The sequence below is a fragment of the Thioalkalivibrio sp. ALE17 genome, from assembly GCF_000425605.1.
Lineage (GTDB): Bacteria > Pseudomonadota > Gammaproteobacteria > Ectothiorhodospirales > Ectothiorhodospiraceae > Thioalkalivibrio.
The window spans coordinates 1-15,651 of sequence record NZ_AUDT01000002.1; the positions used below are offsets into that span (position 1 = coordinate 1).

The 15,651-nt window shown below is 66.1% G+C and carries 16 protein-coding genes; 3 read left to right on the top strand and 13 right to left on the bottom strand.

What is annotated here, in order from left to right; genetic code table 11:
- Positions 1–375 precede the first annotated feature (375 nt).
- The 6 genes from fetB to folB form a co-directional block, all read right to left on the bottom strand.
- Positions 376–1,182, bottom strand: a complete 807-nt coding sequence (gene fetB / locus H609_RS0101675; protein WP_019584269.1) for an iron export ABC transporter permease subunit FetB — start codon at positions 1,180–1,182, stop codon at positions 376–378.
- A complete protein-coding gene (locus H609_RS0101680) occupies positions 1,173–1,793 on the bottom strand; it encodes an ATP-binding cassette domain-containing protein (RefSeq protein ID WP_019584268.1) in 621 nt (206 codons plus the stop codon). Before H609_RS0101680 ends, fetB begins: the two co-directional genes overlap by 10 nt.
- A 326-nt stretch (positions 1,794–2,119) precedes the next feature.
- Entirely contained in the window at positions 2,120–3,373 is a 1,254-nt protein-coding gene (locus H609_RS0101685) for an ammonium transporter (RefSeq protein WP_026332111.1), read from the bottom strand.
- A 35-nt stretch (positions 3,374–3,408) separates the two neighbouring features.
- Positions 3,409–3,747: a P-II family nitrogen regulator gene (locus tag H609_RS0101690; protein ID WP_012981610.1), complete on the bottom strand. Its 339-nt coding sequence runs from the start codon at positions 3,745–3,747 to the stop codon at positions 3,409–3,411.
- A 66-nt stretch (positions 3,748–3,813) separates the two neighbouring features.
- Entirely contained in the window at positions 3,814–4,545 is a 732-nt protein-coding gene (locus H609_RS0101695) for a TorF family putative porin (RefSeq protein ID WP_028484160.1), read from the bottom strand.
- A 415-nt stretch (positions 4,546–4,960) separates the two neighbouring features.
- Positions 4,961–5,320 carry a dihydroneopterin aldolase gene (gene folB, locus H609_RS0101700; RefSeq protein WP_018865492.1) on the bottom strand — a complete coding sequence of 120 codons (360 nt, stop codon included), beginning with the start codon at positions 5,318–5,320 and terminating at the stop codon, positions 4,961–4,963.
- Positions 5,321–5,393: 73 nt separating this feature from the next.
- Here folB and H609_RS0101705 point away from each other — a divergent pair, with 73 nt between their 5' ends.
- On the top strand, positions 5,394–6,416 hold the full coding sequence (locus H609_RS0101705) for an amidoligase family protein (protein ID WP_028484161.1): 1,023 nt from the start codon (positions 5,394–5,396) through the stop codon (positions 6,414–6,416).
- Positions 6,403–7,233, top strand: coding sequence for a gamma-glutamyl-gamma-aminobutyrate hydrolase family protein (locus H609_RS0101710; protein ID WP_028484162.1), 831 nt, complete (start codon positions 6,403–6,405; stop codon positions 7,231–7,233). Before H609_RS0101705 ends, H609_RS0101710 begins: the two co-directional genes overlap by 14 nt.
- Positions 7,234–7,467: 234 nt before the next feature.
- Here H609_RS0101710 and msrA read toward each other — a convergent pair whose 3' ends face one another.
- From msrA to H609_RS0101725, 3 genes are all read right to left on the bottom strand, one after another.
- Complete coding sequence (gene msrA / locus H609_RS0101715) at positions 7,468–8,100, bottom strand: peptide-methionine (S)-S-oxide reductase MsrA (protein ID WP_018876603.1); 633 nt, start codon at positions 8,098–8,100, stop codon at positions 7,468–7,470.
- An 11-nt stretch (positions 8,101–8,111) separates the two neighbouring features.
- Positions 8,112–9,272, bottom strand: coding sequence for a PQQ-dependent sugar dehydrogenase (locus H609_RS0101720; RefSeq protein ID WP_018876604.1), 1,161 nt, complete (start codon positions 9,270–9,272; stop codon positions 8,112–8,114).
- Between the two features lie 112 nt (positions 9,273–9,384).
- Positions 9,385–10,206 (bottom strand): DNA-formamidopyrimidine glycosylase family protein, encoded by an 822-nt coding sequence (locus H609_RS0101725; protein WP_028484163.1) that lies wholly within the window; start codon positions 10,204–10,206, stop codon positions 9,385–9,387.
- 718 nt (positions 10,207–10,924) lie between these two features.
- Between H609_RS0101725 and H609_RS13275 the strand changes: the two genes are divergently transcribed.
- Positions 10,925–11,374, top strand: coding sequence for an NYN domain-containing protein (locus H609_RS13275; protein ID WP_018876607.1), 450 nt, complete (start codon positions 10,925–10,927; stop codon positions 11,372–11,374).
- Between the two features lie 33 nt (positions 11,375–11,407).
- On the opposite strand, the gene H609_RS0101740 is transcribed toward H609_RS13275, so the two are convergent.
- From H609_RS0101740 to trkA, 4 genes are read right to left on the bottom strand one after another with little or no spacing between them, the layout of a single operon-like run.
- Positions 11,408–12,385: a lysophospholipid acyltransferase family protein gene (locus H609_RS0101740; RefSeq protein ID WP_028484164.1), complete on the bottom strand. Its 978-nt coding sequence runs from the start codon at positions 12,383–12,385 to the stop codon at positions 11,408–11,410.
- On the bottom strand, positions 12,382–12,741 hold the full coding sequence (locus H609_RS0101745; RefSeq protein ID WP_018878606.1) for a tetratricopeptide repeat protein: 360 nt from the start codon (positions 12,739–12,741) through the stop codon (positions 12,382–12,384). The genes H609_RS0101740 and H609_RS0101745 overlap by 4 nt, the downstream gene beginning before the upstream one ends.
- Positions 12,742–12,781: 40 nt before the next feature.
- Positions 12,782–14,236 carry a TrkH family potassium uptake protein gene (locus H609_RS0101750; RefSeq protein WP_028484165.1) on the bottom strand — a complete coding sequence of 485 codons (1,455 nt, stop codon included), beginning with the start codon at positions 14,234–14,236 and terminating at the stop codon, positions 12,782–12,784.
- A 13-nt stretch (positions 14,237–14,249) separates the two neighbouring features.
- Positions 14,250–15,629: a Trk system potassium transporter TrkA gene (trkA, locus tag H609_RS0101755; protein WP_018865482.1), complete on the bottom strand. Its 1,380-nt coding sequence runs from the start codon at positions 15,627–15,629 to the stop codon at positions 14,250–14,252.
- Between the last annotated feature and the right edge of the window lie 22 nt (positions 15,630–15,651).

Consider the following 15,651-nt stretch of genomic DNA (forward strand, 5'->3'; position numbering starts at 1 on the left):
CCTGATGGCCCATGACCGGACGTTCGACCCCGGCCTGCGCGGCGTCGCCGCGTAAGCCTACAAAAACGGAGAAGCGAACGCGTTATTACGTACCCAACCCTCGATTGCGCAAGCGATTGAGCATGATGGCAACGGGAGCGATCCCGGTGGGGGCCAGTCCGATCATTGCGAAGCACCTCGAGTGCGTGACCTCGCTGGGACCCTCCACCCGCGGAATCCATCCGGGACCGTGGCGAATGAAAGCCGCACACGCAGTCCGAATGTACGGGAGCAATCGTCGCCCCGAAACCATCACTCAAACGCTTGGCAAACCGGGGGCGTCCATGTACGCGATGACGGGCGCCACACACGCCGTAGGCTGCATTGAGCTCGTGACTAGGTGTGGCGGCCGGCCTTGAGGCGGTCGAGGCGCAGGCGTTCGCGGGTGTCGAACAGGCGGCGGGAGGCGAACCAGACCGCACCCAGGGTGCCGAAGCCGGTACCGGCGGTGATCAGGAACATGATCAGGATCTGATACTTCACGGCCTCCACTGGCGGGGCGCCGGCCAGGATCTGGCCGGTCATCATGCCCGGCAGGCTGACGATGCCGGCGGCGGCCATGGCATTGATGGTCGGCATCAGGCCGGAGCGCGCGGCCTCGCGACGCATGGTCGTCACCGCCTCGCTCCAGGAGGCCCCCATCGCGAGCCGGCCCTCGATTGTTCGGCGCTCACGCCAGATGGTCTGGGTCAGGCGGTCCAGCCCCAGTGCGATGCCGGTCATGGTGTTGCCGAGCAGCATGCCCAAGAGCGGGATCGCGTACTGCGGCTCCCACCAGGGGGTCGGGCCGACCATGGTGGTCAGCGCCAGCACGGTGACCGCGAACGCCGAGATGAACATGGTCACGGCACCAATGCCGTAGCCCCACAGCCCGGCGAAGCGGCGCTGCTGGCGCGCCATCACCTCGTAGCCGGCCACAGCGAGCATGATCACCGCCATCAAGGCCACCCAACCGAGCTGCGCATGGTCGAACAGCGTCTGCAGGATCAGCCCGACCAGCAGCAGCTGGATCACGGTGCGCGCCCCGGCGATCAGCAGGCTGCGCCCCAGCCCCATACGTGCCCAGACGGTCAGCCCTGCCAGCGCGACGACCAGCAAGGCCGCCAGCGACAAATCCAGCGCGGAAAGCGAGATCAGTTCCACGCGGGCACCTCCAGCTTGCCGTTGGCGATGGTCAGGATGCGGCCGCCCAGGCGCTGACGCTGCAGGGTGTCGTGACTAACCCACAACGCCGCCGCGTCTTCCTCGGCGAGATACCCCCGTACCGCGCGTTCGATGCGCTTGGTGTTTTCCAGATCCAGATTGGCGGTGGGCTCGTCCAGCAACAGGACGCGCGGCTGGTTCAGCAGCGCGCGCACCAGCCCCAGGCGCTGCTTCTCGCCGCTGGAGAGACGTTCGACCTCCCAGCCTAGAGAGGCCTCGGGCAAGGCGACCTGCTCCAGCAGGTGCAGGGCCGCCGGGCGGGCGAAATTTGCTGGCAGGTGCTCGTCCACTCGCTCGCCCCACCAGGCAGTCTCCGCCGGCACATACGCCACGCGCCGGCGCCAGTCGACCGGCGCCATGGCGTCCCGCGGTTCCCCGTTCAGCATCACCTCCCCCGTATTGGGGTCAAGGTCGGCCAGGGCCCGCAGCAGCAGCGATTTCCCGGAACCGGAGGCGCCCGTGACCTGCACCAGCTCCCCGGGCTGAAGCGCCAGATCCAGCGGGCCCAGATGGGCGGTTTTCAGTTGGCGAACATCCAGCAGGCGATCCATGCGACAGGGTTCCGGTGCGGCGAAATGGCGATCGTAACCGAAGCCGGGGCAGCGGGATGAATGGCCGGACGGGCAGGCGCTGCTTGCTGCGAGACGAACGCTCCGCCGTGACGGGTTGCCTCGGCGGATGTCGATCGCACTGTTCGGCGCGGGCAGGGGCTTCGCGGGCGAGCCCGCTCCCACAGCTCGGGAAACAAAAAAAGGGCGCCCGGGGAGGGGCGCCCAAAGGCCAACATCCAAGTCCTGGGAGACTGTCTTGTCGGCGTCGGAGGAGACGATGTCGGGGCCGGGCCTGTGGCCCGACCCCGGTTCAGGTTAACGAGGGTTTATTGCTTCCCGGTGAACTCCGGGTAGGCCTCGAGACCGCACTCGGCGATGTCGGCGCCCACATCCTCGTCCTCTTCGCTCAGGCGGATACCCATCACCGCCTTGAGGATGGCCCAGACGATCAGGCTGGCCACGAAGACGAAGGCGAAGATGGCAAGCAGGCCCACGATCTGGCCGAAGAAGGTCGCGTCCGGGTTGGACAGCAGGACCGCCATCACACCCCAGATACCGGCGGTACCGTGCGCGGAGATCGCGCCGACCGGGTCGTCGATCTTCAGCTTGTCCAGCGCGACGATCGAGAAGACCACGATCACGCCACCGATGGCACCGATGATCATCGCCAGGAACGGGCTGGGCATCAGCGGCTCGGCGGTGATGGACACCAGGCCCGCGACCGCGCCGTTCAGCGCCATGGTCAGATCGGCCTTGCCGAACACCAGACGGGTGGTGATCAGAGCGGCGACCACACCCCCGGCCGCGGCCAGGTTGGTATTGGCGAACACGGCGGCCACGGCATTGGCCGACTCGATGTCCGAGACCTTCAGCTCGGAACCACCGTTGAAGCCGAACCAGCCCAGCCACAGGATCAGCACACCCAGGGTGGCCAGCGGCATGCTGGAGCCCGGGATCGCGTTGATCTGGCCATCCTTGCCGTACTTGCCCTTGCGCGCCCCGAGGAGCAGCACACCGGCCAGCGCGGCAGCGGCACCCGTGAAGTGGACGATGCCGGAACCGGCGTAGTCCAGATAGCCGATCTGGTCGAGGATCCCGCCACCCCAGCTCCAGAAGCCCTGGATCGGGTAGATGAAGCCGGTCAGGATGACCGCGAAGGCGAGGAAGGCCCACAGCTTCATGCGCTCGGCCACGGCACCCGAGACGATGGACATCGCGGTGGCCACGAACACGACCTGGAAGAAGAAGTCGGCACGATCAGAGTAGTAGATGTCGCCACCACTACCCAGTACGTCCGCGACCGCATTGTCGCCCGAGATCAGGAAGCCCAGGCCCGGAATGATGGAGCTCAGGCCGTCGCTGTACATGATGTTGTAGCCGATCAGCATGTACATGATGCTGGCGATCGAATACAGGGCGATATTCTTGGTTGCAATTTCGGCCACACTCTTGGTGCGCACCATCCCGGCCTCGAGCATGGTAAAGCCCGCGGCCATCCACATCACCAGCGCGCCGGCCACCAGAAAGTAAAAGGTGTCCATTGCGTAGGCGAGTTCGACAACTTGCTGTTCAATTTCCATGATTGAAATTCCTCATTCGATGGAAGACGGAGGCCTTAAAGGGCTTCCGGGCCGGTCTCGCCCGTGCGAATACGCACGACCTGCTCCACCGGTGTGATAAAGATCTTGCCGTCGCCGATCTTGCCCGTGCTGGCAGACTTGGAAATGGCCTCGACCACCTGATCGACCAGGTTCTCGTCGACAGCCACTTCCAGTTTCACCTTGGGCAGAAAATCGACCACGTACTCGGCACCGCGATAGAGCTCGGTATGACCGCGCTGGCGACCAAAACCCTTTACTTCGGTCATGGTCATCCCTTGTACGCCGATCTCCGAGATCGCCTCGCGAACATCATCAAGCTTGAACGGCTTGATTACGGCGGTAATCATCTTCATGTCAGACTCCTGTGGGCGGGCCCGCCACCTGACGGACCCGCTGTTGCTTTAGGCGGTAATGCGGAATCAGAAGGTCTTGGACCAGCCCACCCAGGCGCCCAGGTCTTCGTCGGTCTCGTCGACATACTCGAGATTGAAGCTGAACTCGCCCCAGTCGCCCGCGTCGCGGGTCAGGCTGGCGGTGTAGTGGGTGTAGTTGTCCAGGCTGGAATCGTCGAAGCGGGTGCGACCTACCAGGAAGCCGGCGCTGTAGACGTCCATGAACGGGACATCCAGGCCGGCGTAGAAGTACATGTCGTCGTCTTCCAGGGCCGAGTCATCGCTGTCGTGAACGACGTAGGCCATACCGCCGTACAGTCCCACAACGCCGGTATCGAAGCTGACTTCACCATAGATCTCGCCGAAGTCGGCACTCAGGGAACCGGTATCGTCTCGGGCATCCGGATAGGCGTAATAGATGTAACCGACGTCGTAGCCGAACCCATTGTCGAACGCGTCGGCAAATCCAAGATAAAGATCCATTTCGTAGCTTGTTTGATCTTCATTCCCCTCGTCGACGCCAAAGTCAACATTCGATACCCAGGTTCCCACGTAGAAACCAGAGGCATGCTCGTAATCGATACCACCCTGAACGGCAGCACCGTCGTCGGTTTCGGAAAAACCACGGAAGTAGTAATTGGACACCGCGCCGATGTTCACGGACAGCTCCGCGGCGGCGGTGGAGGTAAAGGCGACGCCACCGGTGGAGCCTACGGTGAGGACAGCAGCGGCCAGCGCGGAACGGGTGAACTTCTTCATGTTGGTCATCTCCCAGATTGGTCAATCGAGTGTCGCGTAGTCGACACCCGGTCCTTGCACGGGCTGTGCCAAGTACCAAAAGGGAGCAAAATCGGCTTTTCGCAACACCTGTTGCGGCCCAACCACGGGCTTTTGCCTTTATTTGGTGCGCACTAAAAGTGCACACGCACCAAAAACGTGCGGAGACCGAAGACTGTGAACCATGTCCGGGATTCAGGAAGGTTCAGTCCTTCGGCAAGTGGCGGGGTCGGAGAGGCAAATCGGGGCTGGGACAGGCGCGGCGAGCGCACACGCGGCCATGCGGGACGCACGGCGAACACCTCCCTGCCCTGCGGATCGCCACGTCGCCTCGCGACGACACAGCACGGCATGGGGATGGCGCCGGCCGGGACAGCGCCCCGTGGCCGGCGCGGGTCTACGAGGAAAGGCTGCCGCGCTCGATCTCGATGCCGACCTCGCGCACGCCGGGCACGGCACCGGGCTTGCCGAGTTTGATGCGCAGCCACGGCGTGCCGAACTGGGCCATCAGGGCCTCGGCGATCTCCTCGGCCAGGGATTCCAGCAAGGCATGCGGCTCGCGCGTGACGATGGCACGCACGGCGTTGGCCACCGCCTCGTAGTCAACGGTGTCGCCGATCTCGCCGGAGTAGGCGGCGATGCGGGTATCGGCCGCCAGTTCGATATCGAATCGCAGGCGGCGCTGGATGCGCTGTTCCCAGTCGTAGACGCCAACAACGGCGTCAATCTCGAGGTCGCGCAGATAGATTCGATCCATGGGTTCGGCGGGCTCCTGTGGGTCGGCGCCTATCCTACTGCCCGGGCCGCACGAGGTACACCGAGCCGCTATCATGGTGCCTCCCGATTACTACGAGACACGCATGAGCGAGCCCTTTCACGAACTCCCCTGGCCCGCCAACCCGGATGGCGAGCCCCGACGCATCGGCGTGGAGATCGAGATGGCCGGGGTGTCGCTGGAGACGATGGCCGAGACCGTGAAAGGCGAGTTCGGGGGCCACGTCGAATCGGACAACGCCTTCGTCTTCCACGTACGCGACACGGACGTCGGCGACTTCCAACTGGAGCTGGACGCCCGGGTACTGAAGGACCGCGGCTACCGCGAACACCTCGCGCGCCTGGGCATCGAGCTGGACGACTCCGACGAGGCCGCGCTGGAGCGCTGGCTCGCGGACGCCGCGGGCCGCCTGGTCCCGCACGAGATCGTGGCGCCGCCGATCGCGACGGCTGACCTTCCCCGCCTGGACCGGGTGCGCGCCGCCCTGCAGCAGGCCGGCGCACTGGGTACCGAACGCTCGTTTCTCTATGCCTTCGGGCTGCAGATCAATATCGAGGTGCACCGCACCGATGCCGAGTGGCTGCTGGCAATCCTGCGCAGTTTCCTGCTGATGGTGGAAGTGCTCACTGCGGCGGGCGCCATCGACCTGGCGCGGCGCCTGTCGCCCTACATTCGGTCTTTCCCCGGCCCGTTTGTACGCTACGTGCTGGACCCGGACTTTCGTCCCGACCAAGCCGGCCTGATCGATACCTACCTGGCGCACAACCCGACCCGCAACCGCCCGCTGGATCTGTTGCCGCTGTTCGCCCACCTGGACTCCGGCAGGATCGACGCGGCCCCGGTGGAACACGAGCTGATCAAGCCGCGGCCGGCCTTCCACTACCGCCTGCCCAACTGCGAGATCGACGACCCGGACTGGAGCCTCGCGCGGCCGTTCAACGGCTGGGTCGAGGTCGAGCGCCTGGCGGCGGATCCGGAACGCCTGGAGCGCCTGTCTCGGGAATATCTGGAACGCCCCGGCCAGGCCCTGGGCCGATGGGCCGACGACTGGAGCCAGCGCCTCCGTGACTGGTTCTGAGCCCGACCGCACGACCACCGATACCGTGGCGCCGCGTCCACGCCGCCCGGTGATCGCCATTACCGGACCCGACCAGGGCGGCGGGCCCGCCTGGCTGTTTACAGCGCTCGCGGTGTGGCGCGCCGGCGGCCAACCGCTGCGGCTGCGCCCGGGCAAGCCGCGCGGTCACCGGCGCTTCGATGGTCTGGTGGTGGGCGGCGGGGCGGATGTGGATCCGGAGCTCTACGGCGAGACTCTCCCCGAGGGACCGGATGCGGCCGCCATCCGGCAGGCGGAGCGCCGCCTGTCGCAGCGCCTGATCGGCTATCTCTTCTACCCGGCCCTGTGGCTGCTGCGCCGGTTGTTCCAGTCCCACGGCGGTGTACTGGACACCGACCGCGACCGGCTGGAGAAGGCCCTGATCCATCGCGCGCTGGACGAGCACCGCCCGATCCTCGGCATCTGTCGCGGGATGCAACTGGTCAACGTGGTACGTGGCGGCACCCTGCATCGCGACCTGGCCGAGTTCTACGTGGAAACCCCGCAGGCCCGCAGCCTGCTGCCGGTCAAGCCGGTGGAGCTGGACCCGCGCAGCCTTCTGGCCAACATCCTGGGCGACACGACGCTCCACGTGAACGCGCTCCACAACCACGCCGTCAATGACCTGGGGTGGGACCTCAAGATCGCCGGCCGCGAATCGACCGGCGTGGTCCAGGCCATCGAGGCCGAACACGACTGGTGCGTCGGCGTGCAGTGGCACCCCGAATACCTCCCACAGAAACGCCGCCACCAGCGCCTGTTCCGCGCCCTCGTCCAAGCCGCCACCCAAAACGGCTAAAAGACTGATTCACCACGAAGGCACGAAGAAAGGCGATTCACAGGAAGTCTGGAAGAAGAGAAGGTTTGCAGGTGAAGGGTCGAGTGCGTGACGGTCGCTCAAGGCACCATATCAACGTGCTGCTGGAGGCCGTCGCATCAGCCTTCTTCCGGTCTTAAAACCTTCCTGTGAATCGCTTTTGACCTGCCCTTCTTCGTGCCTTCGTGGGCTTCGTGGTAAAAAACGCCTTTCGACCTAGGTGGGATAGGGCACGTCCAGGCCGCCGAGGCCGCAGTAGCCGTTGGGGACCTTGGCGAGGTATTGCTGGTGGTAGTCCTCGGCGAAGTAGTACGCCGGGCCCTCGGCGATCTCGGTGGTGATCGCCCCGCGCCCGGCGGCGTCCAGCGCAGCCTGGAAACGCTCGCGGCTGGCCTCGGCAGCCGCCATTTGGTCCGCGTCGGTGGTGTAGATCGCGGAGCGGTACTGGGTACCGACGTCGTTGCCCTGGCGCATGCCCTGGGTCGGGTCGTGTCCTTCCCAGAAGGTACGCAGCAGCGCCTCCAGCCCGACCCGTTGCGGATCGAGCACCACCCGCACCAGTTCGGTGTGCCCGGTCTGGCCGCTACAGACCTCGCGATAGGTCGGGTTCGGGGTATAGCCGCCGCCGTAGCCCACGCTGGTGGAGTACACGCCCTCCTGCTGCCAGAACAACCGCTCGGCACCCCAGAAACAGCCCATGCCGAAATGGATCACCTGCATGCCCTCGGGGTACGGCGGGGCCAGCGGCGTCCCCAGGACCATGTGGCGCTCGGGGACCGGCATCGGCTCTTCGCGCCCGGGCAGGGCCTGTTCGGGGGTCGGCATGCGCGGCTCGGAAAAGGCGAACATCGGCGGCTCCGTCAGTCGGCCGGGACGAGCCGGATCAGCTCCCCCGGATTGTGGTCGGTCAGGATATAGATGGCCCCGTCATGGACGCGCACGTCCCGCACGCGGCGGTCGAGATCCGGCAGCACCTCGCTCTCGTTGACCAGCTCGCGCCCCTCGAAGGTCAGCCGGCGAAGGGTCTGATGCGCCAGGCCGCCCACGAGCAGATCGCCGTCCCAGTCGGCAAAGGCGGGATCGCGGAGGATCGCCATACCCGAAGGGGCGATGGAGGGCGTCCAGTGATACAGGGGCGATTCCATCCCCTCCTTCTCGGTCAGGCCTTCGCCGACCTGCCCGCCGGCATACTCCCGGCCGTGGGTAATGACCGGCCAGCCGTAGTTCAGCCCGGGCTCGATGATGTTCACCTCGTCGCCCCCGCGCGGTCCGTGCTCGTTCTGCCAGAAGGTGCCGGTCTCGGGGTCCATCACCATGCCCTGCGGGTTGCGCACCCCCCAGGCCCAGATCTCGGGGCGGGCATCGGCATCATCCACCAGCGGATTGTCGTCCGGGACGCGCCCGTCGTCATGCAGCCGGATGATGCTGCCGATATGGGTGGAGGTGTCCTGGGCATGATCGCGCTGGCCGCGGTCACCCACGCTGATGTACACATAACCCGTGTCATCGAACACGATGCGGCTGCCAAAGTGCCGCCCCCCGGAGACGCCCGGCTCGGCCGTGAACAGCGTCTCCACACCCTGAAGCTCACCGTCCTGGAAACGTGCGCGCGCCAGGCGTGTGGTGAGCCCGCCATCCACGGCTGCGGAATAGGTGAAGTACAGCCAGCGGTTCTCGGCGAAGTCGGGATGCAGCGCGAGGTCCAGCAGGCCGCCCTGGTTGCGCGCCTGCAGGTCGCCCGGAACACCGGACACCAACTCGCCCCGGCCGTCGAAGGACCCGGCGTCCTCGAACCAGCGCAGGGTGCCCGGGCGCTCGCTGATCAGGGCCCCGCCCTCCGGCAGAAACGCAATGGCCCAGGGGTGATTAAGCCCCTCATGCAGCACACTGGCTTGCAGGCCGTGCTCCCCGGCACCGAGCCCCTCGGCCGAGACCCCGGAGGATCCGGTACAGGCCATCACCAGACCGGCCAGCACGGGCGCCAGGGTGAGGCGGCTCGTCTTCATCGTGCGCGTCTGCATGGTTCACCTCCTTGGAAAATGCGATGCCTGCGGGGCGGGATACCGCTGGAGACTTGGGCGGCACGGCCAGGAGCCGTGCATCATTCATATCCTTTTGGGATGCCGCGGGGGCCTACGGGTTCCCCGGCTGGCAGACCGGACACCAGTAGGTCGCACGCAGGTGCTCGCCCAGTCGGGCATATTCGACCGGTGCCCCGCACTGGTGACAGGGCTCACCCCGACGACCGTAGACGTTCAGAAACGCCCCCGCCTCCGCACGCTCACGGGTAATCCGCGGCCCCGGCTTCACATTGCGCCGCAGCAGGCGCTCGGCATCGCGGTACAACCCGCGCAGCATGGCCTCCGGCACCTGTGCCAGAGGACGCAGTGGATGGCACCCCTGCAGGAACAGCACCTCGGACTTGTAGATGTTGCCGATCCCCGCCGCCAGGGACTGATCCAGCAGCACATCCACGATCGGGCGGGCTGAATCGGCACGATCGCGTACCCGGGCAACAACCGCATCCAGGTCAATCGCCGGGTCCAGCAGGTCGGGGCCCACCCGCGCATCCAGCCGGGGAACGTCCCGTGCGCCGTCCGCGCGCGGACGCCACTGCAGCTCGCGCGGGTGGAAACAGACCAGCACGCGATCCGGCAGGCCCAGCACCGCCCACGCCCCGGCCGCCGGCTTGTGCCACGCCGCGCCCGGCGCATACTGGTGCCAGGTCCCGTACATCCCGAGATGGCTGCGCAACTGCCAGCGCCGCCCGTCCGCCGCCTCCAGGTCCAGCAGCAGGTGCTTGCCCCGGGCCTGCACGGCCTCCGCGGTCATCGCGCCATGTTCCAGTAACGGATCCCCCCGGCGCGCTCGGGTGGCGACCCGGCTCAGCGCCACCCCCTCGAGCACGGGCCGCAGCGCCGCCGCCAGCTTGTGGATCGTATCGCCCTCGGGCATGGCACCCCATCTCCTTGAGCCGCATCCGGATCAAACGAATGCAATCGGGAACGCTGAGGCCGCCCCCCTTGAATGATTGGCACTCTTGGGCCAAATTCGGAAAACTTGTCAAGGTACAGGGAGGTACCTAGAATGAAAGATAGATCCGCCCTCGGCAGTAAGCCTTCTCTCAATGATTCAGGGAAGGCCGACCCCGAGGGCTCTTTGTTTCTGCGCCACGCAAGTCCTGCCGTGACTGCGGTGCTGGTCGACGCCGGCTTCTTTCTGGTTCGAAGCCGACGCATTTTCGGCAAGCAAGGCCCGGAAGAAACCGCGAAAACCCTCCACGGTCTCGCCCTTGATCATCTCAACGCCCCACGCAATGGGCCGCGGGTTTCCCGCCTCTATCGCATATTTGTCTACGACGCCCACCCGTCGAACTGGAAAGGACACACCCCACTAGGCAAGAGCCTGTCGACCAGGGGAACACTGATCAATGTACACGCTCGCGCTCGAGTCGCTTTTGCGTGCGAACAAGGCGCGGTGACTGCCGTGCAGTCATTCTGCACAAGGGAGCCGCAACGCCGTGCGCGCGCAAAAGCGGCCGAGCCTCCTGGGGTTGGCACCCCAGGTTCCCCGATCCTGCGTTGCGCCGCTTACAGGTAGAACCACTACCTGTTGCACAACGCGCCTTGTCTCGGAAAACCTGGGGTACCAACGCGAGTGTGTACATTGATCAGTGTTTCCCTGGGGCAGAAGCGAGGTCGCCGTATGGCGGCGGGCATTCCATGACGCACTTCGCAGCCAGCGAAAGGTCGCTTTGCGGCTCGGGGAGCTGCCGACCAACCATGTCCACTGGCGCCTGAAGCAACACGCGCTGCATGCACTCTGCCAGGGAGCGCGCGACTGGACGGACATCACCGACGCCGATTTCCACCTCGACCTGCGCCAAAAGGGCGTGGATATGCGATTGGGCATTGATATCGCCGCATTGTCGTTCAAGCAACAGGTGAATCAGATCATCCTGGTCTCGGGCGACTCCGATTTCGTTCCAGCCGCCAAACTGGCACGACGGGAAGGGATCGATTTCATCCTCGACCCCATGTGGGCAACCATCCGCCCGGACCTGCACGAACACATCGACGGTCTGAGAAGTGTTTGCCCGCGCCCGACGCCTGCGACTCCCTGACACCACCCAATAGCGCATGAAGGCGGTGGCTGATCAGCGCTTGCGGTCGGGGTACAGGCGCGGCTCGCCGGCGGGGCGGGTGCGGAACAGGCGCATGGACCACAGATACTGCGCCGGGGCCTGTTCGATGCCGCGTTCCACGGCTGCGTTCATATGTCGGGCATCCGCCTCGTCGTCGCCGGCGGGATAGTCCTCCAGCGGCGGCCACAGGCGCATCACGTACTGATCCGCCGCGGGGTCGTACCAGGCGAAGCTGGGGAGCACCGCGGCCTTCGACATGCGCGTCAGGCGCGCCAGCGCGGTCAGCGTGGCCTTCTTCACACCAAAGAAGTCGACGAAGACGGCGCCCTCGGCGCCCAGGTCCTCGTCCGGCAGGTAGTAGAAGAAGCGCCCGCGCTTGAGCTGGCGGATGGCCGGGCGCAGGCCCTGGTCACGGGCGAAGATGTCGCCGGAGTAGCGGGTGCGGCTGCGGTGGTTGATCCATTCCAGCACCGGGTTCTTCATCGGCTTGGCGAAGGACACGCCATCGAACATCTGGCTCATGCGCACGCCACCGTAGTCCAGCGCCAGTGAATGCGGCGCGAGGATGATCACCGGGGTACCGGCCGAGCGCAGGCGCTCGTAATGTTCCAGGCCCTCGATGCGGATACGCGCGGCATGCTGCCCCGGCTTGCCGAACCACAGCAGGCCATAGTCCAGCACGGTCTGTGCCTGGTAGCGGTAATAGGCCTCCAGGCGTTGCATGCGTTCGGCGGGGCTCAGCTGCGGGAAGCACAGCTCCAGGTTGCGTACGGCCACCGCGCGACTGCGCCCGGCAAAGCGCCGGATCAGCCGGCCCAGGCCACGGGCCAGGCCACGCACGGCCGGGCGCGGCAATTCCTGCAACACCCAGGCCAGGCCCAGCAGCAGCCAGCTGCCCCAGTAGCGCGGGGCGAAGTGGGCCGCGGTCAGCGAGGCCTGGTAGGCGCCGGCGTCCTCGCTCCGGCTTCGATCGTCGTCGGCTGCGCTCATGCGCCCCCGGAGCCGTCGCCCGACCCGTCCGTGGCGGCCTGCTGCTTGCGCGCTCGCTTGGCGAAGACCTCCATCTCCTTCACCGCCTGCAGGTCGCCCTTCTCGGTGGCCACGCGAATGCCGCGCTCGCAGGTGGATAGCGCCGCCTCCGGGCGCTCGAGCTGGACCAGCGTCTTCGCCAGCAGCTTCCACGCCGCGGAATAGCCGCCGTCCAGCTCCAGCGCCCGTTCGAGATGCGGGACGGCGGCCTCGAGCTGACCGTCGGTCGCCAGGGCGTTGCCCAGCGAGAAACGCAGCATGGCAGAGTCCTGTCCGCCATCGAGCATGTTCTGGAAACGTTCGATCATGTCGCTCATGGGGCACCTCCCGCGCCGCCGGTCAAACGATGCGTTCAGGCTAACGCCGCCAGAAGGTGGGCGACAGAAGCACCAGCACGGTAAAGATTTCCAGGCGCCCCATCAGCATGGCGAACACCAGCACCCACTTGCTGAAGTCGTTGATTCCGGCATAGTTCGCCCCGACCTCGCCCAGACCCGGCCCGAGGTTGTTCAGTGTCGCCGCGACCGCCGAGAACGAGGTGACCTGATCCAGCCCGGTCACCATCAACAACAGCATCATCACGACAAACACCATCACGTAGGCGGCGAGAAAGCCCCACACGGCCTGGACCACGCGATCCGGCGCCTCCTTGCCATTCACCTTCACGGTGATCCGCGCATGCGGGTGGATCAGCCGCTTGATCTCGCGCAGCCCCTGCTTCATCAGCAGCAGCACACGGACCACCTTCATACCGCCCCCCGTCGATCCGGTACAGGCGCCGATAAACGACAGGAAGATCAACAGCACCGGCAGGAAGCCCGGCCACAGGTAGAAGCTGTCGGTGGCGTAACCCGTCGTAGTCGCGATCGACACCACATGGAACAGGCCCTTGCGCAGGGCCTCCGTGGTGTCGCTGGCGAAGCCGGTCGCGAGCATGAAGATCACCACCACAACGCTGGCTCCGGCCAGCAGCAGCAGGTAGGTCCGCAGTTCCTCGTCGCGGCGATAGGGGGCGACGGTCGCCCGGTGGATCACCAGGAAGTGCAGCGCAAAGTTCATGCCCGCGATGATCATGAACACGATGGCAACGCTTTCGATCAGGGCGCTGTCGAAATGACCGATGCTCGCGTCATAAGGTGAAAACCCGCCGATTGCCACGGTGGAGAAGGCATGCGCGACGGCATCGAAGGCATCCATGCCGGCAGCCCAGTAGGCCAGCGCGCAGGCCACGGTCAGGCCCAGGTAGATGTACCAGAGGTTGCGCGCGGTCTCGGCGATGCGCGGGGTGAGTTTATTGTCGCGGATCGGCCCCGGGGTCTCGGCCTTGAACAGCTGCATCCCGCCGACGCCCAGCAGCGGGAGGATGGCCACCGCCAGCACGATGATGCCCATGCCCCCCATCCACTGGAGTTGCTGGCGATACCACAGGAGCGAGCGCGGCAGGTCGTCCAGCCCGCTCAGCACCGTGGCCCCGGTCGTGGTCAGCCCGGACATCGACTCGAAGGCCGCGTCGGTAAAGGAGATCTGCAGGCTCGGATCGAGGAACAGGGGGGTCGCGCCCGCGATGCCTAGCCCCAGCCAGAACAGCACCACCAGGATGAAGCCGTCGCGCGCCTGCAGTTCCTGACGCATCCGGTACAGCGGGGCCCACAGCAGCCCGCCGATCAGCAGGAGCAGGGCAAAGGCCTGCAGGAACACCAGCGCGGTGGCCTCCCCGTACAGGAAGCCGATGGCCGCCGGCGGCAGCATCGCCAGACTGAACAGCGTCAGCAGGACGCCCAGCAGTCGAGCGGTGGAGGCGAGGTGCAGCATCCGTGCGCCCTGCCTAGAAGAACAGGGCCGTCGGCTGGAACAGGCGCTGGACCTGCTTCACCTTGCGCCGGTCGGTCACGAACAGGATCACATGGTCGCCGGCCTCGATGACCGTGTCCCGGTGCGGGATGATGACCTCCTCCTCGCGGACCACCGCGCCCAGGCTCGTACCCTCGGGGAAGTCGATCTCGTCGACCCGCCGCCCGACCACCTGCGAGGTGCGCGCATCGCCGTTGACCACCGTCTCGATCGCCTCCGCCGCCCCGCGCCGCAGGGTATGCACGGTGGCAGTACCACCCTCGCGCACCCGCGCCAGCAGGGCCCCGATGGTCGCCTGCTGCGGCGAGATCGCGACATCGATGGTCCCGCTCTGCAGCAGGTCCACGTAGCTGGGGCGATTGATCAGCGACATCACCTTGCGCACGCCCCAGCGCTTGGCCAGCATCCCGGCAAAGATATTCGCCTGGTCGTCGTTGGTGACCGCGCAGAACACATCGCTGTGCTCAACGTTGATGGACTCGAGGAAGCGGTCATCCGAGCTGTCCCCGTGCAGCACCAGCACATTGCTGGGCAGCGTCCGCGCCAGGTGGTCGGCGCGCTCGGAGTCACGCTCGATCACCTTGACCCGGTAGCGCTTGCTGAGCGTCTCGGCGAGCCGCTCGCCGATGTTGCCGCCGCCCGCGATCAGGATGCGCTTGTAGGGCTTCTCCAGCTTGCGCAGCTCGGACGTCACCGCGCGGATGTTCTTCTTCGCCGCGACAAAGAAGACCTCGTCGTCCGCCTCGATCACCGTGGAACCATCCGGCTGAATCGGCCGGTCCTTGCGGAAGATCGCGGCCACCCGGGTATGGATTCCGGGCATGTCGCTTTGCAGGTTCTTCAGTTCGTGGCCGACCAGCGGCCCGCCGTAGTAGGCCCGCACGCCGACCAGCGAGACGCGGCCCTCGGCGAATTCCAGCACCTGCAGCGAGCCGGGGTGCTCGATCAGCCGCTGGATGTGGCTGGTCACGATCGCCTCGGGCGAGATCAGCATGTCCACCGGCATCGCGTCCTGGGCGAACAGCGCCGGGGTCTCGTGGTAGTCGCGCGCCCGTACCCGGGCGATCTTGGTCTCGATATTGAACAGCGTGGACGCCACCTGGCAGGCGACCATGTTGGTCTCGTCGGAATTGGTCACCGCGATCAGCATGGACGCGTCCCGCGCCCCGGCCGCCTCCAGCACCGACGGGTGCGCAGCGAAGCCGTGTACCGTTTTTATGTCGTAGCGGTCTTCCAGATCCGCCAGCATCTCGGAGCGATAGTCGACCACGGTGATGTCGATCCCGTCGGCGCTCAGCGCCTCGGCCAGCGACTGGCCGACCTGACCGGCCCCGAGGATGATGATGTGCTTCATGCGCCTCCCGTCCCGGAGCGGA